This is a genomic window from Pseudoxanthomonas sp. 68-E7, from assembly GCF_057773145.1.
The window spans coordinates 245162-264147 of sequence record NZ_JBYMTI010000007.1 but is presented as its reverse complement, the minus strand read 5'-3'; the positions used below and the strand labels follow the sequence as shown (position 1 = coordinate 264147).

The following is an 18986-nucleotide window of genomic DNA, read 5'->3' as shown; positions in this document are numbered from 1 at the left end:
TGGGCGCTGAAGCGCATGGTTGCTATCGGTGGTCGCAGATGGTGCGCTTGCCGCGGGGCGTCACTTTGACCAGCCATTCGGCTGTTGAGAGGCGCTTCTTTGCTTGTGCAAAGAAAAGTAACCAAAAGAAACACACCCCTGGCGGCGTGCCCTTCGCTGCGCGAAGGGTCCGCAATCGGACCGGGAATTTTCGGAAGGGGCATCCTGCCCCTGCCGAAAACGGCGCACGTCCTTGTGCGCCGCCCTGCGGGTTTTACCCGGCCCGCTTGCCACGCCTGAACGGGGGCCCGAAGAGCCAAAGCAAAGCAACAGCAACGGCGGCTATCGGGAAGTCGGGCCTTTGCTCTTGGGGGCCCCATCCGCAGCGGTGGCGACGGTGGGTAAACCCGCAGGGCGCCGCCCACGACGCGCGGCGTTTTGGGCCGGCACACGGATGTGCCGTCCCAAAATTCCCACCGGCGACACGGACCCCAGCCGCGCAGCGGCTGGGGCGCGAGGACCGGGGTGTGCTTTCTTTTGGTTACTTTTCTTTGCACAAGCAAAGAAAAGCAACGCCCCGCGGCGAGCGCGCCATCGGCGAGAACCGATAGCAACGCCCCGCGTCAGCGCCAGGACGACAACGAAAAAACCCCAGCGAGCGTCTGCCCTGTCCGGGCGGATCATTTCTAGAAGAGCCGACTCAAAACAAATCTTCGGCGATCACATAACTGTCCCGCCCATTGGACTTGGCCCGATACAACGCCGCATCCGCCCGCGAAAACCAGTCATGCCAGTCCCGCTCATGCCCCAGCAGCGCGCCGCCCAGAGAAATCGTGATGCGTCCCCCCGGCCCGCGCAGCGAACCCCGCACCGCCTTGCGCAGGCGTTCCGTGGCCGCCTCCAGCTCGTCGCGGCTGGTCACCTGCAACAGCACCACGAATTCCTCGCCACCGAACCGGTACACCTGATCGTCCTTGCGCATCTCGTAGCGCAGGATCGAGGCCAGATCGGCGATGGCGTCGTCGCCGGCCGCGTGGCCGTAGAGGTCGTTGACCTCCTTGAAGCGGTCCAGATCCAGCACGATCAGTCCGTACCTGCCGCGGCCCTGCGCCTGCTGCTCCACCGCCAGGGTCAGGGCGCGCTCCATCATCCGGCGGTTGGGAACGTTGGTCAGCGCGTCCAGCGAGGCCAGTTCCTGCAGTTCCACCCGGTCGTCCTGGCTGCGGGTGGCGAAGGTGTAGGAGAACAGCGCGGTCAGCGCCGCCGTCACCAGGGTGGAGACGGCATGGAACATGTCGGGGAACACCCCGGGCAGCAGGCACAGGGCCACCAGCATGGCCAGCCCGGCGCCCAGCGCCAGCCGCCGGTCGGCGAGGAAGAAATTGGTCAGCAGCACCAGGTACAGCCAGGTCAGGGCGATCGGGCCGATCAGGCCGACCGCCAGCAGGCAGCCGCAGGAGTTCAGCAGGCACATCAGGTTGCCGGCGCGCTGGCTGTTGCCGCTGGCCCGGGCATACACCACCACGCCCAGGATGGCGCCGGCGATCACCGTGTCCACCAGCAGCGCGGTCAGGTTGCCGTGCGCGAGCCGGTAGATCGCGAAAGCGGCGATCACCACGGTCGTGGTCACGCCCAGCAGGGTGATCAGTTCCAGGCGGATGTCGCGATTCTTGGGGGTCATCCCGGTAACGGTTCGGCGCCCCGTGGCGCCATCATCGGTGATTTCGTCGTGTTTCCGGATGCAAGTCTAGTGCCGGAAATCCGACTTCGGGTGAATCCCGTCAAGGAACCGTTGTGGCGACCTCCCGGACACGGACCTCCGGCAGGAGCGACATGGGGCGCGAGCTCGGAGTGTCCGGCTGGCGGCCGGCTGGGTGGTCGCGACTCACGTCGCTCCTACGGCCCGGCGGCAGGCGGGCGTGGCTCAGCGGTTTGGAATCAGGCTCAGGTCGACCCGATATTCCCAGGTCTCGATATCGGCCGAGATCACGGAGTCCGCCAGCGCCGCCGCGACTACCTTGGCCTGCGGATCGGACGAGCGGGCGAGCAGGGCGTCGAGATCGTCGGCGCCGCGATCATGATCGCGCCAGCCCTGCCGGGCGACCAGCCGCAGGTAACCTGGCGCGTCGCCGCTGACCGGTTCGTACCAGGTGTGCGCGGGGGCGTCGGCGGGCAGCGCGGCGCGGGCCAGCCGGACCGCCTGTTCGAAGGCCGCGCGCGCGCCCGGCCGGACCACGTAGCGGGTGACCTGGAGCCGGGGCGAGGGTTGCCAGCGTTCCAGCGGGAAGCCGCTGCTCAGATCCCGCCGCAGCCGGTAGCTGGCGCGGAAGGCCGGCTCGACGAACGGGGTGACGTTGCGACCCGCGTCGGCGCTGTCACCGGCCGGATCGACGCGCTGGTCGAACGCGGCGAACGGTGCGCCGAAACTGCCATCGACGAACATGCCCGCGCGCTTGCCGTCGCTGACATACCAGCCGTACCAGACCAGCGGGTCCCCGGCCTGGCGATGCCAGGCCAGGTGCCGGCGATAGCCTTCGTCGAACGCGGCGCGCTGGCCCGGCTTGGGCCAGTAGCCGAACAGGTGCGCCGCGTCGCCGCTGTCGCGGGTGGAACCGGCGGGCGAGGCGGCGTGGGCGGTGGGCAGGGCGGCGGCCAACAGCAGGCAGGCGAACAGACGGCGCATGGAATGGTTCCGGCGAGGGGATGGCCACAGGCTAGGCGCTGGCGCGGCCGGCGGCCATTTCAAATACCCGCGCCCCCGTTCGATGCGATGGAACGACCGCGCACGCCGTACCATCCGGGTTCCCCCGTTCGCCGATCCGCCGATGCTCCCCGATTTCCGCCGCCTGGCCGTATTCCGCACCGTGGTCGCCGAAGGTGGCGTCAACGCCGCCGCGCGCGCCCTGCACAAATCGCCTTCGGCGGTCACCTACGACCTGCAGCAGCTCGAAGGCCAGCTCGGCACGCCACTGTTTCGTCGCAGCGGCAGCCGGCTGGTGTTGACCCCGCGCGGACGGGTGCTGGCCGCGTCGATCGAACGCGCCTACCTGGACTTGGGCCAGGCCTGGGAGAACGTGCGCGAGGACGTGGCCGCCGAACCGCTGCGGATCGCCTGCGTATCCGGCTTCGGCCGCTATCGGCTGGTGCCGCGCCTGCTGGGCCTGCTGCCGGAGGGACGTCCGCTGGAAGTGCTGTTCCGCACCGCCAGCCAGGTGCTCGCGTTGCTGGAGACCGGACGGGTGGCACTGGGCGTGAGCTACCGGCCGCTGGTGACCACCGGCATCGCCTCGGTGCCGCTGGGCAGCGAGGAACTGGCTTTGGTGGGACCGAAGACCCGCAAGGCGACACCGAGAGCCGGCGACATCGCCGCGCTGCCGTTCGTCACCTACGAAGAGTTCGAATACGTGTTCTTCCGCTGGTTCGAAAGCCAGCAATTGCCGCTGCCGGCGCGCTGGCTGCGCAGCGATCATTTCGACGAGTTGGAAGAAGCACTGGAAAGCGTGGCGCAGGGACGCGGCTGGTCCATCGTGCCGCTGGATTCGGCGTTGGGGAGCGCGTATCGCTCACGGGTGCGGGTGCATCGGTTGGGGCGGCCTTGCCTCAACGAGGTGCATTTGATCGGGCGGGAGCGGGATTTGCGGAGTGAGGATGCGGGGTTGTTGCGGGCGGCTGCCGGGTAGGGCGTGGCTGGCCGGCATCGGTGTCTGTGCGGGAACGGATGCTCGTAGAGCGGAGCTTGCACCGCTGCTGCTGTTTGTTCTGGACTTGCCGCTTTGGAGTCTTTGCGGTTGCTGTGTGCTGACGCGCAGGATTGCTGTCGGTCAACACCCAAGGCGCGCTTGCCGCGGGGTGTCACTTTGACCAGCCATTCGGCTGTTGAGAGGCGCTTCTTTGCTTGTGCAAAGAAAAGTAACCAAAAGAAGCGCTTCTCAACAGTCGGAGGCTGGTCCAGCACACCCTGGTCGTCGTGCGCAGCCCCCCCGTGTCAAGTACGGGGCAGGCTCTGCGGGTTTGCCCATCGTCGCCACCGCTGCGGATGGGGCCCTCGGGAGCGAAAGCAAAGGCCTTGCCTTGTCTTTGCCTTTGTAGGGCGCTGGCGCGCATATATTTGCCATCGGTTGCCACCGATGGTGCGCTTGCCGCGAGGCGTCACTTTTCTTTGCTTGTGCAAAGAAAATTAACCAAAAGAAAGCACACCCCGGTCCTCGCGCCCCAACGGCTTTGCCGTTGGGGTCCGTGTCGCCGGTGGGAATTTTGGGACGGCACATCCATGTGCCGGCCCAAAACGCCGCGCGTCCTGCGCGGCGCCCTGCGGGTTTGCCCACCGTCGCCACCGCTGCGGATGGGGCCCCCATAGAGCAAGAACAAAAGCCAAAGCCCGAAGCTCAAAAAGCCAATAGGGCAGCTCCGGAAGGAGCGGCTTCCAGCCGCGAACTTCTGCTTTGCTGTTGCTGTTGCTTTCGCCTTTCGGGCCCCCGTCAAGGCGTGGCAAGCGGGCCGGGTAAAACCCGTAGGGCGGCGCACAAGGATGTGCGCCGTTTCCGGCAGGGGCAGGATGCCCCTTCCGGAAATTCCCGGAACGATTGCGAACCCTGCGCGCGCAGCGCGCAGGGCACGCCGCCAGGGGTGTGTTTCTTTGGTTCCTTTCTTTGCACAAGCAAAGAAAGGGACGCCCCGCGGCGAGCGCGCCATCTGTGACCACCGAGAACAACCAGGCGCGTCAGCGCCCAGTAACCCCAACAACCCGCCCAAGCGAAACCCAACAACAAACAGCACAAGCGGCGGCGCGAGCTCCGCTCTACCGAATTCGGCATTCCCCCGTGCTGGTACGGGCAAGACGGCGCCTCCCCAACAGGAGAACGGTCAAGCGACTACGCCGTAATCCGCCGCGCAGCCTCAAACGTCTGATCAAAAATGCGCTGCACCGGCGGCCCCAGCTCCCCCGACAACAACGCCAGCAGGAACAATCCCAGCAACAACGCCGTCGGCAATCCCAACTGGATCGGATTCAACGCCGGCGCCGCACGCCCCAGCACGCCGAAGGCTAGGTTGACCGCCAGCATCGCCACCATCACCGGCAGCGCCAGGCTCAGCGCCGCGCGCAGCATCTGCATGAAGAACGCCGGCGCGACCTGCAACACCGCCTGCGGATCCGGCAGCGCGGTACCGATGGGCAGGGAGTGGTAGCTGTCGACCAGCAGCGCGATCAGCGCCAGATGGCCGTTGAGGGTGAAGAACACCAGGCCGAACGCCAGGTAGAACCACTGGCCGACCACGCCTGAATTGACGCCACGCAACGGGTCGGACATCTGTGCGAAAGCCAGGCCGGTGCCCTGCGAGATCAGTTCGCCGGCCAGCGCGCCCGCCTCGAAGGCAAGGCGCAGCAGAAAGCCGATGCAGGCGCCCACCGCCAGCTCGCGCGCGGCGGTCAGCACATTGGCCGAGTCGAAGGCGATCTGCGCCGGTGGCGACGGCAGCATCGGCGCCAGTGCCAGCGACAATGCGCCGGCCAGGATCACGCGTACCCGCACGGGCACCGCGCGGGTGCCGATCAGCGGCATCGCCATCAGCATCGCGCCGGTGCGCAGCATCACCCACATCAGCGCGTTGACCAGGCCGAACGCCTGCTGTCCGTCGATGACCATCTGGGTGGCGGCATTCATCCGCGCCGCTCCATGAAATCATCCGTGCTCGCGGTAATCCACCGCGCCCGGAGAGACGAAACGGCCACCGGACATTCCCCCCTTTGCAAAAGGGGGGGCAAGGGGGGATTCCCGCGCGATGTCGAATCCGCCGCCACCCCTTCACCCAATCAGATGCGGCAGCCGCTGGAACAACGCCGTGGTGTACTCCACCAGCGTGCCCATCAGGTAGCCGCCCATCGCGAACAGCGCAGCGGTCAGCGCGATGGCCTTGGCGACGAAGGCGATGGTGGGTTCGTTCAACTGGGTCGCGGCCTGGATCACGCCAATCACCACGCCGACGATCAGCACCACCAGCAACAGCGGTCCACCCACCCACAGCGCGATTTCAAGGCCGCCACGCAGTTCGGTCAATGCGGTTTCGGGAGTCATGGGGGTGCCGGGATTCGGGATTGGGAATTAGGGATTGGAGAAAAGGCTCTTCGGTTCTTGCGAATCCCGAATCCCCAATCTCCAATCTCCGCCTTCAATTGAAACTCGCCGCCAGCGAGCCGACGATCAGCACCCAGCCGTCGACCAGCACGAACAGCAGGATCTTGAAAGGTGCGGAGACCAGCATTGGCGAAAGCATCATCATGCCCATCGACATCAACACGCTGGCGACCACCAGGTCGATGATCACGAACGGGATGAAGATCAGGAAGCCGATTTCGAAGGCGGTCTTGAGTTCGCTGGTGATGAACGAGGCGACCACGATCGGGAACGGCACGTCGGCCGGGCTGGCGTAACTGGCGTGGCCGGCCATGCCGGCGAAGGTCATCAGATCGGTTTCGCGCACCTGCGCCAGCATGAAATCGCGCAGCGGGCCGGTGGTCAGGGTCCAGGCGCTGGCGAAATCGATCTGGCCGTCGAGATAGGGCGCCATGCCCTGCGCCCAGGCCTTTTCGCCGACCGGCATCATCACCAGCATGGTCAGGAACAGCGCCAGCCCTACCAGCACTTGGTTGGACGGGGTCTGGCCGGTGCCCAGCGCCTGCCGCAGCAGGCCGAGCACGATGATGATGCGGGTGAACGCGGTCATCGCCAGCAGGATCGACGGGATCAGGGTGATCGCCGTCATCAGCAGCAGCGTCTGCAACGGCAGGCTGACGTTGCGATCGCCAATCTGGCCGACGTTCACGTCCGGCAGCGCCGGCAGGGTCGGCTTGCCCGGCGGCGTCGGCGCGGCGGGCGCGGTGGCGGCGTTCGCGGCGGCGGGCGCGGCGGGTGTCGCGGCGGCCTGAGCGTTCTGCGCGAAGGCCAGCACGGGCGCGGCCAGCAGCCACAGGCACAGCAGGAAGGGCAACAGGCGACGCATCGTCATTTCTCTTTGCGCAGGCGCTTGGCCAGCAGTTCGGCGAAGTTGGGCAGGGGTTGCACCGGCACCGGCGGCAGGGCCTCCGGCAGGCGATGCAGGGCGGTGATGCCGCCGGGGCTGACGCCGACCAGCAACTGCTCGCCGCCCACCTCGATCACCAGCAGGCGTTCCTTGGTGCCGACCGACAGGCTGGTGATCACCCGCAGCTGATCGTTCGGACGCAGGCCCAGGCCGGCGCCGGGCAGGCGCTTGAGCAGCCAGGCCAAGCCGAGAATCAGGCCCAGCACCAGGATCAGGCCGACCAGCGCGCCGCCGATGCCCGGCGTCGCGGGTGCGGCGTGGCCGATTTTCTGCGCGGGCGCGGTGGCCGCGGCGAGGAGGGGAAGCGCGAACGACATGGGAATCAGCGCAGGCGGCGGATGCGTTCGCTGGGGCTGACCACGTCGGTCAGGCGCACGCCGAAGCGTTCGTTGACGACCACCACTTCGCCGTGGGCGATCAGGGTGCCGTTGACGAACACGTCCAGCGGTTCGCCCGCGCCGCGCTCCAGTTCCACCACCGAGCCCTGGTTGAGCTGCAGCAGGTTGCGGATCGGAATGCGGGTGCGGCCGACTTCCAGCGACAGCACCACCGGCACGTCCAGGATGACGTCCAGGCTCATGTCGCTGAGGCTGCGCCCGGCGTCGGCCTGCAGGGCCTCGAATTGCGCGGCGGCGGCTTCTTCGGAGAGGGGTTGGTTCATGGCTGGGAATCCTGGATGACGATGTCGGAAGCGAGCGCAGGCGCCGCGGGTGGTGGCGTGACCAGCGCGCCGGGTGGACGGTGGGCGACGATCTTCACGGCGTTGTTGCCGTTGGAGGTGCCGAATTCGCCGGTGAACACCGGCACCTGTTCGACGCACACCGGCACCGTGCGTGGCAGGTCGATGGGCAGCACGTCGCCCACCTTCAGGCGGGTGAGGTCGCGCAGGCTGATGCGTTTCTCGGCCAGCACGCTGGACAGGGTGACCTCGGCGCCGCGCAGCAGCTCGTTGACGCTGTCGCGGAAGGTGTCGTCGTCGTGCACGCGGTCGGACTGGATGCCGGCGTCGAGCAGTTCGCGGATCGGCTCCAGCATGGAATAGGGCAGGGTGATGTGCAGATCGCCGCCGCCGCCGTCGAGTTCGACGTGGAAACGGCTGACCACCACGTACTCGCGCGGACTGACGATATTGGCGAAGTGCGGATTGACTTCCGAGTTGATGTACTCGAAATCCACCGGCATCACCGGTGCCCAGGCGTCGATCAGGTCGGTGAAGGTCTGCTTGAGCAGCAGGTGGATGACCCGCATCTCGGTCGCGGTGAACTCGCGGCCCTCGATCTTGGCGGGATAGCGGCCGTCGCCACCGAAGAAGTTGTCGACCACGGTGTAGACCAGCTTGGGCTCGAACACGATCAGGCCCACGCCACGCAGCGGCTTGAGCCGGATCAGGTTGAGGTTGGTCGGCACGTACAGCGAATGCAGGTATTCGCCGAACTTGATCATCTCGATGCCGCGCACCGACAGGTCGGCCGAGCGGCGCAGCAGGTTGAACAGGCCGATGCGCCAGGTGCGGATGAAGCGTTCGTTGATCATCTCCAGCGTCGGCAGGCGGCCGCGGACGATGCGGTCCTGGCTGGCGAAGTCGTACAGGCGGGCGACGCCCGGATCCGGCGGCGGCTCGTCGGTCCCGATCGCGCCGGAATCGACGCCATGCAGCAGGGCGTCGATTTCGTCTTGCGAAAGCAGGTCGCTCATCATCGCGCGCTTCCCCTCACTGCATCACGAAGCTGGTGAACAGCAGTTGCTCGGCGCCGGGCTTGCCGGTTTCGGCCTTCATCAGCTTGCGCACTTCGGCCAGCGCTTGTGCCTGCAGCTTTTCCTTGCCGGCGCGGGTGATCAGTTCCTCGGCGTTCTGCTGGGCGAACAGCATCAGCAGCTTGGCGCGCAGGGCCGGGGCGTGCAGTTCGATGGCCTTGAGCGATTCCGGGTCCCGGGTCATCAGCTGCACTTCGACCTGCAGGTAGCGGGCGCCGCCGGCCGAGCCGATCAGGTTGACGACGAAGGGCGGTTCCAAGGCGAAGTACTGGGCCGGCAACGGAACCTTGCCGGCTTCCGGGGTTGCCTTGGCCTCGGGTTTGGCGGGGCCGGCGTTGCGGGACGCGAAGAACCAGGCGCCACCACCGGCCGCGCCGGCGGCGATGATCGCGACCAGGCCGATGATCAGCCAGGGCTTGCCCGCCTTGGGCGCGGGTTTGAGCAGCTTGGGGTCGGGTTTCTCGGCGGGGGGCACGCGGGGCATCTCCTGGGTGGACGGGGGAGGGGATGCAAGGGGTGTGCCGAGGGGATGGGGTGGGGGTGTCGGAAAACCGGCGGGGAGGCTGTTATCCAGGTGGGGCCGGGATCGTCATTTGTTCGACGGGGATGGATGTGGGCGCCGGTTGGGCTTGGGCTTGTTGGCTCTTGGGCGCTGACGCGCTTGATTGCTATCGGTTTTCAACCATGGTGCGCTTGCCGCGGGGCGTCACTTTTCTTTGCTTGTGCAAAGAAAAGTGACCAAAAGAAAGCACACCCCGGTCCTCGCGCCCCAGCCGCTGCGCGGCCGGGGTCCGTGTCGCCGGTGGGAATTTTGGGACGGCACATCCTTGTGCCGACCCAAAACGCTGCACATCCATGTGCAGCGCCCTTCGGGTTTACCCACCGTCGCCACCGCTGCGGATGGGGCCCACAGGGCAAGAGCAAAAGCCAAAGCCGGTAGGTAGCTTCGGAAGGAGCGGCCTCCGGCCGCGAACTTCTGCTCTGCTGCTGTTGCTTTGCTTTTGCTTGGCCTTTCGGGCCCCCGTTCAGGCGTGGCAAGCGGGCCGGGTAAAACCCGTAGGGCGGCGCACAAGGATGTGCGCCGTTTCCGGCAGGGGCAGGATGCCCCTTCCGGAAATTCCCGGAACGATTGCGAACCCTGTGCGCGCAGCGCGCAGGGCACGCCGCCAGGGGTGTGTTTCTTTGCCTACTTTCTTTGCACAAGCAAAGAAAGTAGGGCCCCGCGGCGAGCGCGCCATCTGGGGCCATCGATAACAACACTGCGCGCCAGCGCCCAGCAACCCCGCAACCCCGCAACCCACCCAAGCAAAACTCACCAGCAAACCGCACAAGCAGCGAAGCAAGCTCCGCTCCACGCGTGCGATATCAAGTATCGGCCGGAAGATGAAGCTCCCCGAAAACGGTCACGCGTAGGCGTCCAGCAACCCGCGCAACGTCCGCACCGTCGTCGTCACCACCCCCTGCCCGGACTCCACCGCACTCCCGTCACCCCGACCACCCGCCGACGATTGCGAAGGCGTCGATGACTGCGATGAAGACTGCTGCCGATGCCCCACATCCGCCTGCGCCAGTTGGAACCCCTGTTGCCCCAGCATCTCGCGCAGCTTCGGCAGGCTGTCCTGCAAGGCCTGCCGGACTTCCGGCTGCGCGCTGCTGAAATCCGCGTGCACGCGATCGCCGTCCAGGCGCAGGCTGACCTCGATCGCGCCCAGGTCGCCGGGACTGACCCGGATATGCGCGTGGCCGATCTTCTGCTCGGCCATCCAGGTCATCTGGGTGCCGAGCGTGTCGCCGAAACGATCGCCGCGCAGATCCGGCGTCATCGCGGTCAGCGGGTTGACGGTGGCGGTGCGGGCGAGGCCATGATCGGACACCGGCGACGGTGCGCCGAACAGGGCGGCGGACGTCGGCGCGGGCGCGTCGGCGTCGTTGCCGCTGGCGTCGCCGGCCAATTCCTTGAGCGCGGCGAAACCGAGAGCGAGCGGGGACGGCAAGGACTCGCCGGTGGCGGCGATGTCGGGCAACGCGATCGCGGCGACGGGCGAGGGGGGCGTGGACGGCGTCGCGATCGGTTCGCCCGTCGTGCGGGCGGAGGTCGCAGCGGCTTCGCCGGACGCGGGCGCGATGGTCGCGGCGACGGTCGTGCCGATGGGCAGCGCGGCGTCGCCCGGAGTGATGTCGCCTGTCCATGCAGATGCGGCATGGCCGGACAGGCGCAGTCCCGACGCGGACAGCGGGGGCAGTGTCGGTGCTCCGGTGAGCAGGGCATCCGTGGCCGGCGCGGCGACGGCGCCCGCGTCGACGGCATCCACGGGCAGCGGGATCGCCGGCAGGATCAGGCCCATCGGCGGCCATGGCGCCGCGGTGTCGCGGTCGTCTTCGCCGGAGGCGCGCGCAGGTTCGCGCTCCGTCCCGGCGCTTGCATCGTCGACGGGTGTCTCGTTGGCGGAGCTCTTGTCGGCGCGGCGCGAGGCGCCGGTGCGGGTGTCGCGGGTGTCGGTGCGCGAGGACGGGGCGGATGATTGCGACGTGCGTTCGCGCGGGGCGGCGGCGGTATCGCGTTCGCGCGCTTCGGCCGCGGCCGCGCGTTCGCCGCGCGCCGGCGGCGAAGCGCGGCGCAGCAGGCGGTCGAAGGCGGGCGCCTGCTCCGCCGTGTCGGCGGGACGCGAACCCGGCGCACCCGCCGGCCCGGGCGCGGCGCCGCCGGCGAGGCCGGACAGCCAGCCGGAAGCGTCGGCCTTCACTTGCTCTCCTCGGTTTCCTCGGCGGCGGCGGTCGCCGCCAGGCGCGCGCGGCGCGCGCCCAGATCGTCCATTTCGCGCTGGTTGCGGCGCTCGACCACCTGGTGCTCCTGCACCCGGTAGCTGGCGGCCAGCTGCTCCAGCACCTGCTTGTCGCGGCTGGCCAGCAGCAGCCGATCGCGCTCGATGTCCACGCTGGCGCGGCTGCGGTCCACGGTCTGCACCTGCTGCTGCACCGCGTTGTCCAGGCGGTCCAGGAAGGCGCGCCGGTTGGCCAGCTGCGCCGGGCTGGTCGCGGCCATCTGGCTGCCGGCGTACTCGTCGGCGTAGCGGCGCAGTTCCTCCAGCCGGGATTCGTGCATCGCCAGGGTGCGCTGGCGCTCGGCCAGGTCGCGCGCCACCGCGTCTTCCTTCTCCTGGGCGCGGCGCAGCAGCGGGTCGATTCGACGGGATTGCATCATGGCTTAAGGTTCCTTGCGGGCTTGCGCATTGCGTTCGACCAGTTGCTCCAGCGCATCGCGGCTGTCGCGAAGATCCGCCGAGCGGGCCACGTCCTGGCCGAGGAATTCGACGATTTCCGGCCAGCGTTCCAGTGCTTCATCGACGGTCGGATCGCTGCCGCGCTGGTAGGCGCCGATGGCGATCAGATCGCGGTTGCTGGTGTAGGCCGACAGCAGCCGCTTGAGTTTGCGGATGCGGTCGCGCCAGGTTTCGTCGGCGATCTCGGTGACCACGCGGCTGACCGAGGACTCGACGTCGATGGCCGGGTACAGGCCGCTGTCGGCGACCCGGCGCGAGAGCAGGATGTGGCCGTCGAGGATTGCGCGGGCCGCGTCGGCGATCGGATCCTGCGGATCGTCGCCTTCGGTCAGCACGGTGTAGAAGGCGGTGATGGAACCGCGCCCGGCCGAACCGTTGCCGGCGCGCTCGACCAGCGCCGGCAGGCGCGCGAACACCGACGGCGGATAGCCGCGGGTGGTCGGCGGCTCGCCCACCGACAGGCCGATTTCGCGCTGGGCCTGGGCGAAGCGGGTCAGCGAGTCCATCAGCAGCAACACGTTCAGCCCCTGATCGCGGAACCACTCGGCGATCGCGGTGGCGCGGTAGGCGCCCTGCAGGCGCGCCAGCGGCGGACGATCGGCCGGACTGGCGACCACCACCGCGCGCGCCAGGCCCGCCGGGCCCAGCGTGCTTTCGACGAAGTCGCGCACTTCGCGGCCACGCTCGCCGATCAGGCCGACCACGATCACGTCGGCGGCGGTATAGCGGGTCATCATGCCGAGCAGGGTCGATTTGCCGACGCCCGAGCCGGCGAACAGGCCGACGCGCTGGCCGCGGCCGATCGGCAGCAGCGCGTTGATCGCGCGCACGCCCACGTCCAGCGGCTGGGTGATGGGTTCGCGCGAGAGCGGATTGATCGCCACGCCCGACAGGCTCACGGTGGATTCGGCGCGGATCGGACCGCGGCCGTCCAGCGGCACGCCATCCGAATCGATGACCCGGCCCAGCAGGCCTTCACCGACCTCCACGCCGCCGCGCCGGCGCAGCGGCACCACCCGCGCGTTGGGCAGCAGGCCATGCAGTTCGGCGCTGGGCATCAGGTAGGTGCGCTCGCCGGCGAAGCCGACCACTTCCGCATCCACCCAGCCGCCGTCGACGACTTCGACCTTGCAGGTGGCGCCCAGTGGCGCCTCGCAACCGATCGCTTCCAGGGTCAGGCCGACCGCGCGGCGCAGGATGCCTTCGCGGATCAGGCCGTGGCTGCCCAGGTTGGGGCGGATCTGCGACAGCCGCGCGGCCAGCCGCAAGTCGCGGGCGTTCAGCCATTCCAGCGGTTGCGCGCTCATCCGGCGGCGCCTCCGCGTTGCAACACGTTTTCCAGCGCGCCACGCAGGCGCGCTTCCAGGGTGCCGTCGATGCGCACGCTTTCGGCGTGCACGCGCAGGTCGCCGCGGCTGAGCGAAGTGTCGGCGGTCAGGCGGGTGGACGGCATCATCGACAGCACCGGCGTCAACGCGGCGATGTCGTCCGGATGCAGGCGCAGCTCCACCTCGCGGCTGGTGCCGCCGACCGCGTCGAGCGCGGCGCTGGCCAGTTCCGACAGCAGCATCGGATCGGCCTGGTAGGCGCGGCCGACCAGGCTGCCGGCGATGCGCACCGCCAGTTCCGACAGCGCGCCCATCACTTCGTTTTCCAGCCGATCCAGCGGACGCGAGAAGTTGTCCAGGATGCCCTCGATCTGCGCGGTCAGCCGGCGCACCTCGGTCTGGCCCTGGGCGAATCCTTCGGCATGCCCCTCGGCGCGGCCCCGCTCCAGGCCTTCGCGGTAGGCGGCCTCCTCGATGGCCTGGACTTCCTCCAGGCTGGGCGGGCGCGGCACCGGCACTTCGACGGACTGCTCGCGGCGGGCCACGAAATCCAGCGGCGGGGCCATCCAGCGCACGGGGTCGTTCATACCATCTCCTCACTGCTGGCGTTGAGCGAGATGACGCCCTGGTCGGCGAGGCGGCGGACGATGGCGAGGATTTCCTTCTGCGCGCCTTCCACGTCGGACAGGCGCACCGGGCCGCGCGCCTCCATGTCCTCCATCAGGATCTGTGCCGCGCGCTGGGACATGTTGCGGGTGATCTTCTCGCGCACCTTGGCGTCGGCGCCGCGCAGGGCCAGGCCCAGGCGATCGTTGGGCACCTCGCGCAGCATCGCCTGCAGCTCGCGGTCGTCCAGGTCGATCAGGTTGTCGAACACGAACATCAGGTCCTGGATGCGCGCGCCCAGGTCGGCGTCGATCTGGTTGATGGTGCCCAGGATGGTCTGGTCCTGGCCGCTGTCCATGAAATTGAGGATGTTGGCCGCGACCTTGATGCCGCCGATGTTCGAGGACTTCAGGTTCTGGTTGCCGGAGAACTGGCGCTCCATGATCTCGTTGAGTTCGTTGAGCGCGTTCGGCGGGATGCCGTCGAGGGTGGCGATGCGCAGCAGCACGTCGGAGCGCGCGCGCTCGGGCAGCAGCTTGAGGGTTTCGGCGGCCTGGTCGCCGTCGAGGTGCGAGAGCACGATGGCGATGATCTGCGGGTGCTCGTTGCGGACCAGATCGGCGATGGCGCGCGGGTCCATCCACTTCAGGGTGTCCAGGCCGGTGGTGTTGCGGCCCAGCAGGATGCGGTCGATCAGGCTGCCGGCCTTGTCCTCGCCCAGCGCCTGCACCAGCACCTTGCGCACGTAGTCGTCGGCGCCCATGCCCAGCGAGGTCTGCTTGTCCAGCGAGTGGTTGAAGGTGTCCATCACCTGCAGTACCTGCTCGCGGCTGATGCCGCTGATGGTGGCCATGGCGATGCCGAGTTTCTGCACTTCCTTGGCGTTCATGTGCTTGAGCACTTCGGCGGCGTCCTGCTCGCCCAGCGAGAGCAGCAGGACGGCGGCGCGCTGCACGCCGGTCAGGCCGGGATCGTTCGGGTTAGTCATCGCTGGCCACCCAGTCCTTGACCACCTGCGCGACCTGCTTGGAGTCGTTCTTCACCGCTTCACGCGCCTGGCGCAGCCGGTCCTCGTAGGCGTCGGAGGCGAGCGCGCGCGGCACGCTGATCTCGGCGCGGTCCTGGCGCAGGGCGGCGACGATGCGGGCATCCTCGTCGCCGTCCTCGACCAGGCTCACGTCGACCTCGGCCGGCGCGCTCTTCTTCGCGCGCGGCTGGATGATCTGGCGCATCGCCGGGCGCAGCACGCCGAACAGCAGCGCCAGCACCACGATCGCGCCCAGGCCATAGCGGGCGACGTCGCGCACCATCGGGTTCTGCAGCCACGGGCTTTCCCACAATGGCACGTCCTCGACCGGCACCGGCTCGCGCACGAACGGCGCGTTCATCACCGACACCGAGTCGCCGCGCGCGGCGTCGAAGCCCACCGCTTCCTTCACCAGCGACTCGACCCGGGCGAGGGTGGCCGCGTCCAGCGGGACCATCGTGGTCTTGCCGTTGGCGCCGGCGCGCGGCACGTGGTCGACCAGCACCGCGGCGGTGACCCGGCGCACCCGGCCGGCGGGCTGGCGGGTGTGCTGCAGGGTGCGGTCCATCTCGAAGTTGCGGGTCGCGCTGCTGGCGGTTTCCACCGGCGCATTCGGGTTGGGCGCGGCGGCCGCGTTGGGGCCGGGCGGGGTGTTGCTGGTCGCGCCGGGCACGCCTTCCGGACCGGGCTGGGCGACGGTGTTCTGGCTGACCTGTTCACTGCGCACCTTGGCCGGATCGTTGGCGAAGGTCTCGCGCGCTTCCTCGACCACCGAGAAGTCCATGTCCACCGCGACTTCGGCATTGACCCGGCCGGGGCCGGTCAGCGGCTCCAGCAGTTCCTTGATGCGCTGGTTGAGCGAGGTCTCCAGCTTGCGCACGCGCTCGAACTGGGCGGCATTGAGCGCGGCCTCGCTGTTGGGATCACTGATGGTCAGCATGCGGCCGCTCTGGTCGACCACGGTGACCCGCTCGGGCGCCAGATCCGGAATGCTGGAGGACACCAGATGGACGATGGCGTCGACCTGGTTGCGTTCCAGCATCGCGCCCGAGCGCAGTTCCAGCACCACCGAGGCGCTGGCGACCTCGCGCTGGCGGGTGAACGCGCTGGGCTTGGGAATGGCCAGGTGCACGCGCGCGTCGCGGACCGGGCGCAGGGTGGTGATGGTGCGCACCAGTTCGGTTTCCAGCGCATGCTGGTAGCGCGCGTTCTCGACGAACTGGCTGACGCCGAAGCCGGGATCGCGTTCCATCAATTCAAAACCCAGGCGGCCGCTTTCGGCCAGGCCGGAGCCGGCCAGCTTCAGGCGGGCGTCGTGCAGGTTTTCCGCCGGCACCGAGATGGCGCCGCTGGCCTGGTCCAGCTTGAACGGAATCTGCGCGGCGCGCAGCAGGTCGGCGGCCTCGGCGGTGGCCTTGGCATCCAGGCCGGTGTAGAGCGGGGTGAAGTCGGGCTTCTGCGACCAGAAGAACACCATCAGGCCGACCGCGACCGCGCCGGCGATCATCAGCAGCGTGCCGAACTGGCGGAACACCGGGAAGTCCTGGATTTTCGACAGCGCCGCACCCGCCTTCTCGGCGTTCAGCGATTCCTTCAGCGATTCCTTGGACAGGGTCAGGGCCATGGGCGTGCGGTTCCGGTGCGTTCGGGCTCAGGCGAGGCGGTGGGATTACAGCGGCATGTTCATCACGTCCTGGTAGGCCTGGACGAGACGGTTGCGGACTTCGACGGTGGCGCGGAAGGCGACCTGCGATTGCTGGGCGGCGACCATCACCCGCGCCAGATCGGCGCGCGGGTCGCCGAGTTCGAACGCCTGCGACAGCGCGCCGGCGGTCTTCTGGGCGTCGTTCACGCCCTGCAGGGCGTTCTGCAGGGTTTCGCCGAAGCTGGGCGCCTTGACCGCCGGCTGGCCGAACTGCACCGCGTTCGGGTTCTGCACCGGCTCCAGCGTGCGCGTGCCCAGCTGGTGCTGGTAGCTGCGGATCTGGGAGAGGATGGAAGCGACGGAATCGGACATGGGCGCTGGCGTTCGACGGAGTGTCTGGGGCTATCGGTGCAAGATGCGTGCCGCAACCCTCGCGCCCGGCCTGTCAGTTTTCCGTCGCCAGCGCGTCCTCGCGTTCCACCCCGTACTTGCGCAGCTTTTCCACCAGGGTGGTGCGGCGCAGGCCGAGCAGCTGGGCGGCATGGGCGACCACGCCGCCGGCGCGATCCAGGGCGTCGCGGATCAGGTTCAGTTCGATCCGGGCGATGTGCTCGCGCAGGTCGATGCCGTCTTCCGGCAGGCGATCGGTCGACGCCTGCGTCGGTGCGGCGGGGGCCTCGGCGACGTTGGCCGACAGCGGCGCGGCGGTGGTGGCCGACGCTTCGACCGCGGGCAGCGCCGGCATGGCGCCGTCTTCCGGCAGGTAGCGGCGCGGCAGGTCCTGGACGCGGACCAGGCCACCGGGATGCAGCACCGCCATGCGCTCGACCAGGTTGGTCAGCTCGCGCACGTTGCCCGGCCAGGGATAGGCGCGCAGTGCCTGCAGGGTCTCGTCGGCGAAGCGGACCTCGCCACGGCCGGTGCGCGCCAACTGCATCGCCAGGGTGGTGACCAGCGCCGGCAGGTCGTCCACGCGTTCGCGCAGGGCGGGCATCTCGATCGGGAACACGTTGAGGCGGTAGAACAGATCCTCGCGGAAGTGGCCTTCGGCGATGCGATCTTCCAGGTTGCGGTGGGTCGCGGCGATCACCCGCACGTTGCAGCGGATGGTCTGGTTGCCGCCCACCCGTTCGAAACTGCGTTCCTGCAGCACCCGCAGCAGCTTGACCTGCATCGGCAGGCTCATGTCGCCGATTTCATCGAGCAGCAGGGTGCCGCCCTCGGCCATCTCGAAGCGGCCCTTGCGCGCGCTGAGCGCGCCGGTGAAGGCACCCTTCTCGTGGCCGAACAGTTCGCTTTCCAGCAGGTCCGGCGGAATCGCGCCGCAGTTGATGGCCACGAACGGGCCGTCGCGGCGCGGCGAATGCTCGTGGATGGCGCGCGCCACCACTTCCTTGCCGGTGCCGGACTCGCCCAGCACCAGCACGGTGGTGTCGAACGCGGCGACCTGGTCGATCAACCGGCGCAGGCGCACCACCGCCGGACTGTTGCCGGTCGGGCCGTTGCCCTGCGCGGTCTGGGCCTGGTGTTCGGTATCCAGGCGCTTGAGGCTGGCGCGGCGCAGGCAGCTTTCCAGCTGGCTGTGGCGGATCGGCGTGTCCAGCGGCCACACCCCGGCCTCGTGCAGGCCATGGGCGTTGGCAAAGCTGGCCGGTTCGTCGTCCAGCAGCAGCACCGGTGGCGGCAGCGGGACGTTGCCCAGCCAGGCGAAGAAGGCGCGGGTGGCCGGGTTCTCCTCGATCCGGCCGACGATCACGGCCATGAAGTCGTGCGGCCGGTGCCGGCCGATGTCGACGTCGCCGGTCTCGGCGGCCCAGCGCGGGGTCAGGTCCATGAACTCCAGCAGGTCGGTCACCCGCACCGCGCGGGCGGCATCGGCGTCGAGGACGAGGATTCGGGATTCACTCATGGCGGTTGTCTCTGAACTTTTCCAGGATGGGCAGCACTTCCTGGATGTAGGAAAGCTTGCTGACGAATTCGTCGGCACCGGCGCGGGCGGCGTGCTCGCGGTGTTCGGCATCGTCGAAATGGCTGGCGATGACCACGAACGGGGGCTGGTCCTGGGTCTTGATCAGGCGGGTGGCCTGCAGGCCGCCCATCTCGGGCATCGCCAGGTCCATCAGCACCACGTCCGGGCGCAGCGCCTCGGAGCGCTCGATGGCCTCCAGGCCGTTGCCGGCGCGGCCGACGACCTCCAGCCAGTCCAGCTTGCGCAGGTGGCGGATGGCCGCGTTGATGAAGCCCTCGTGGTCGTCCACCAGCAGTACGGTGATCTTGTTCATGCG

At 68.5% G+C, this 18986-nt stretch carries 19 protein-coding genes; 1 reads left to right on the top strand and 18 read right to left on the bottom strand.

From position 1 onward, the window contains the following. Positions 1–679 precede the first annotated feature (679 nt). Together AC3DE2_RS17780 and AC3DE2_RS17775 are read right to left on the bottom strand one after the other, a co-directional pair. Positions 680–1660: a GGDEF domain-containing protein gene (locus AC3DE2_RS17780; protein WP_295377332.1), complete on the bottom strand. Its 981-nt coding sequence runs from the start codon at positions 1658–1660 to the stop codon at positions 680–682. Positions 1661–1903: 243 nt separating this feature from the next. Next, complete coding sequence (locus AC3DE2_RS17775; protein ID WP_488427236.1) at positions 1904–2662, bottom strand: hypothetical protein; 759 nt, start codon at positions 2660–2662, stop codon at positions 1904–1906. A gap of 142 nt (positions 2663–2804) precedes the next feature. On the opposite strand from AC3DE2_RS17775, the gene AC3DE2_RS17770 reads away from it, so the two are divergent. Further along, complete coding sequence (locus tag AC3DE2_RS17770; RefSeq protein WP_488427235.1) at positions 2805–3659, top strand: LysR family transcriptional regulator; 855 nt, start codon at positions 2805–2807, stop codon at positions 3657–3659. Positions 3660–4850: 1191 nt separating this feature from the next. Here AC3DE2_RS17770 and fliR read toward each other — a convergent pair. From fliR to AC3DE2_RS17690, 16 genes are all read right to left on the bottom strand, one after another. Then, complete coding sequence (gene fliR / locus AC3DE2_RS17765) at positions 4851–5642, bottom strand: flagellar biosynthetic protein FliR (RefSeq protein ID WP_488427234.1); 792 nt, start codon at positions 5640–5642, stop codon at positions 4851–4853. 141 nt (positions 5643–5783) lie between these two features. Beyond that, complete coding sequence (locus AC3DE2_RS17760; RefSeq protein WP_488427233.1) at positions 5784–6053, bottom strand: flagellar biosynthetic protein FliQ; 270 nt, start codon at positions 6051–6053, stop codon at positions 5784–5786. Between the two features lie 94 nt (positions 6054–6147). After that, complete coding sequence (gene fliP, locus AC3DE2_RS17755; RefSeq protein ID WP_488427232.1) at positions 6148–6978, bottom strand: flagellar type III secretion system pore protein FliP; 831 nt, start codon at positions 6976–6978, stop codon at positions 6148–6150. Positions 6979–6980: 2 nt separating this feature from the next. After that, positions 6981–7376: a flagellar biosynthetic protein FliO gene (fliO, locus tag AC3DE2_RS17750; protein WP_295380927.1), complete on the bottom strand. Its 396-nt coding sequence runs from the start codon at positions 7374–7376 to the stop codon at positions 6981–6983. Between the two features lie 5 nt (positions 7377–7381). Then, positions 7382–7720: a flagellar motor switch protein FliN gene (gene fliN / locus AC3DE2_RS17745; RefSeq protein ID WP_295380935.1), complete on the bottom strand. Its 339-nt coding sequence runs from the start codon at positions 7718–7720 to the stop codon at positions 7382–7384. Next, a complete protein-coding gene (fliM, locus tag AC3DE2_RS17740; RefSeq protein ID WP_295380955.1) occupies positions 7717–8754 on the bottom strand; it encodes a flagellar motor switch protein FliM in 1038 nt (345 codons plus the stop codon). The genes fliN and fliM overlap by 4 nt, the downstream gene beginning before the upstream one ends. Before the next feature lie 16 nt (positions 8755–8770). Further along, entirely contained in the window at positions 8771–9298 is a 528-nt protein-coding gene (locus AC3DE2_RS17735) for a flagellar basal body-associated FliL family protein (protein ID WP_488427231.1), read from the bottom strand. A 919-nt stretch (positions 9299–10217) separates the two neighbouring features. Next, a complete protein-coding gene (locus AC3DE2_RS17730) occupies positions 10218–11558 on the bottom strand; it encodes a flagellar hook-length control protein FliK (protein ID WP_488427230.1) in 1341 nt (446 codons plus the stop codon). Further along, positions 11555–12016: a flagellar export protein FliJ gene (gene fliJ / locus AC3DE2_RS17725; RefSeq protein WP_488427229.1), complete on the bottom strand. Its 462-nt coding sequence runs from the start codon at positions 12014–12016 to the stop codon at positions 11555–11557. The genes AC3DE2_RS17730 and fliJ overlap by 4 nt, the downstream gene beginning before the upstream one ends. 3 nt (positions 12017–12019) lie before the next feature. Then, the gene (fliI, locus tag AC3DE2_RS17720; protein ID WP_295382283.1) at positions 12020–13402 is read right to left on the bottom strand and encodes a flagellar protein export ATPase FliI; all 1383 of its coding nucleotides are present in this window, start codon (positions 13400–13402) and stop codon (positions 12020–12022) included. Next, positions 13399–14010 carry a FliH/SctL family protein gene (locus tag AC3DE2_RS17715; protein WP_488427228.1) on the bottom strand — a complete coding sequence of 204 codons (612 nt, stop codon included), beginning with the start codon at positions 14008–14010 and terminating at the stop codon, positions 13399–13401. The genes fliI and AC3DE2_RS17715 overlap by 4 nt, the downstream gene beginning before the upstream one ends. Then, positions 14007–14993, bottom strand: a complete 987-nt coding sequence (gene fliG, locus AC3DE2_RS17710; RefSeq protein ID WP_295382288.1) for a flagellar motor switch protein FliG — start codon at positions 14991–14993, stop codon at positions 14007–14009. The genes AC3DE2_RS17715 and fliG overlap by 4 nt, the downstream gene beginning before the upstream one ends. A 16-nt stretch (positions 14994–15009) precedes the next feature. After that, complete coding sequence (gene fliF / locus AC3DE2_RS17705; protein ID WP_488427227.1) at positions 15010–16680, bottom strand: flagellar basal-body MS-ring/collar protein FliF; 1671 nt, start codon at positions 16678–16680, stop codon at positions 15010–15012. Between the two features lie 45 nt (positions 16681–16725). Beyond that, the gene (gene fliE, locus AC3DE2_RS17700) at positions 16726–17073 is read right to left on the bottom strand and encodes a flagellar hook-basal body complex protein FliE (RefSeq protein ID WP_295382278.1); all 348 of its coding nucleotides are present in this window, start codon (positions 17071–17073) and stop codon (positions 16726–16728) included. A 73-nt stretch (positions 17074–17146) separates the two neighbouring features. Next, the gene (locus tag AC3DE2_RS17695; protein ID WP_488427226.1) at positions 17147–18610 is read right to left on the bottom strand and encodes a sigma-54 dependent transcriptional regulator; all 1464 of its coding nucleotides are present in this window, start codon (positions 18608–18610) and stop codon (positions 17147–17149) included. Then, positions 18603–18983, bottom strand: a complete 381-nt coding sequence (locus AC3DE2_RS17690; protein ID WP_295382276.1) for a response regulator — start codon at positions 18981–18983, stop codon at positions 18603–18605. The genes AC3DE2_RS17695 and AC3DE2_RS17690 overlap by 8 nt, the downstream gene beginning before the upstream one ends. Positions 18984–18986 lie beyond the last annotated feature (3 nt).

What these genes read in the sequence shown, in the direction of transcription:
- AC3DE2_RS17735 (WP_488427231.1), bottom strand. Translation starts at nt 9,298, where the DNA reads ATGCCCCGCGTGCCCCCCGCCGAGAAACCCGACCCCAAGCTGCTCAAA.
- fliJ (WP_488427229.1), bottom strand. Translation starts at nt 12,016, where the DNA reads ATGATGCAATCCCGTCGAATCGACCCGCTGCTGCGCCGCGCCCAGGAG.
- fliM (WP_295380955.1), bottom strand. Translation starts at nt 8,754, where the DNA reads ATGAGCGACCTGCTTTCGCAAGACGAAATCGACGCCCTGCTGCATGGC.
- fliP (WP_488427232.1), bottom strand. Translation starts at nt 6,978, where the DNA reads ATGCGTCGCCTGTTGCCCTTCCTGCTGTGCCTGTGGCTGCTGGCCGCG.
- AC3DE2_RS17760 (WP_488427233.1), bottom strand. Translation starts at nt 6,053, where the DNA reads ATGACTCCCGAAACCGCATTGACCGAACTGCGTGGCGGCCTTGAAATC.
- fliR (WP_488427234.1), bottom strand. Translation starts at nt 5,642, where the DNA reads ATGAATGCCGCCACCCAGATGGTCATCGACGGACAGCAGGCGTTCGGC.
- AC3DE2_RS17690 (WP_295382276.1), bottom strand. Translation starts at nt 18,983, where the DNA reads ATGAACAAGATCACCGTACTGCTGGTGGACGACCACGAGGGCTTCATC.
- fliF (WP_488427227.1), bottom strand. Translation starts at nt 16,680, where the DNA reads ATGGCCCTGACCCTGTCCAAGGAATCGCTGAAGGAATCGCTGAACGCC.
- fliE (WP_295382278.1), bottom strand. Translation starts at nt 17,073, where the DNA reads ATGTCCGATTCCGTCGCTTCCATCCTCTCCCAGATCCGCAGCTACCAG.
- AC3DE2_RS17715 (WP_488427228.1), bottom strand. Translation starts at nt 14,010, where the DNA reads ATGAACGACCCCGTGCGCTGGATGGCCCCGCCGCTGGATTTCGTGGCC.
- AC3DE2_RS17780 (WP_295377332.1), bottom strand. Translation starts at nt 1,660, where the DNA reads ATGACCCCCAAGAATCGCGACATCCGCCTGGAACTGATCACCCTGCTG.
- fliI (WP_295382283.1), bottom strand. Translation starts at nt 13,402, where the DNA reads ATGAGCGCGCAACCGCTGGAATGGCTGAACGCCCGCGACTTGCGGCTG.
- fliO (WP_295380927.1), bottom strand. Translation starts at nt 7,376, where the DNA reads ATGTCGTTCGCGCTTCCCCTCCTCGCCGCGGCCACCGCGCCCGCGCAG.
- fliN (WP_295380935.1), bottom strand. Translation starts at nt 7,720, where the DNA reads ATGAACCAACCCCTCTCCGAAGAAGCCGCCGCCGCGCAATTCGAGGCC.
- AC3DE2_RS17770 (WP_488427235.1), top strand. Translation starts at nt 2,805, where the DNA reads ATGCTCCCCGATTTCCGCCGCCTGGCCGTATTCCGCACCGTGGTCGCC.
- AC3DE2_RS17695 (WP_488427226.1), bottom strand. Translation starts at nt 18,610, where the DNA reads ATGAGTGAATCCCGAATCCTCGTCCTCGACGCCGATGCCGCCCGCGCG.
- AC3DE2_RS17775 (WP_488427236.1), bottom strand. Translation starts at nt 2,662, where the DNA reads ATGCGCCGTCTGTTCGCCTGCCTGCTGTTGGCCGCCGCCCTGCCCACC.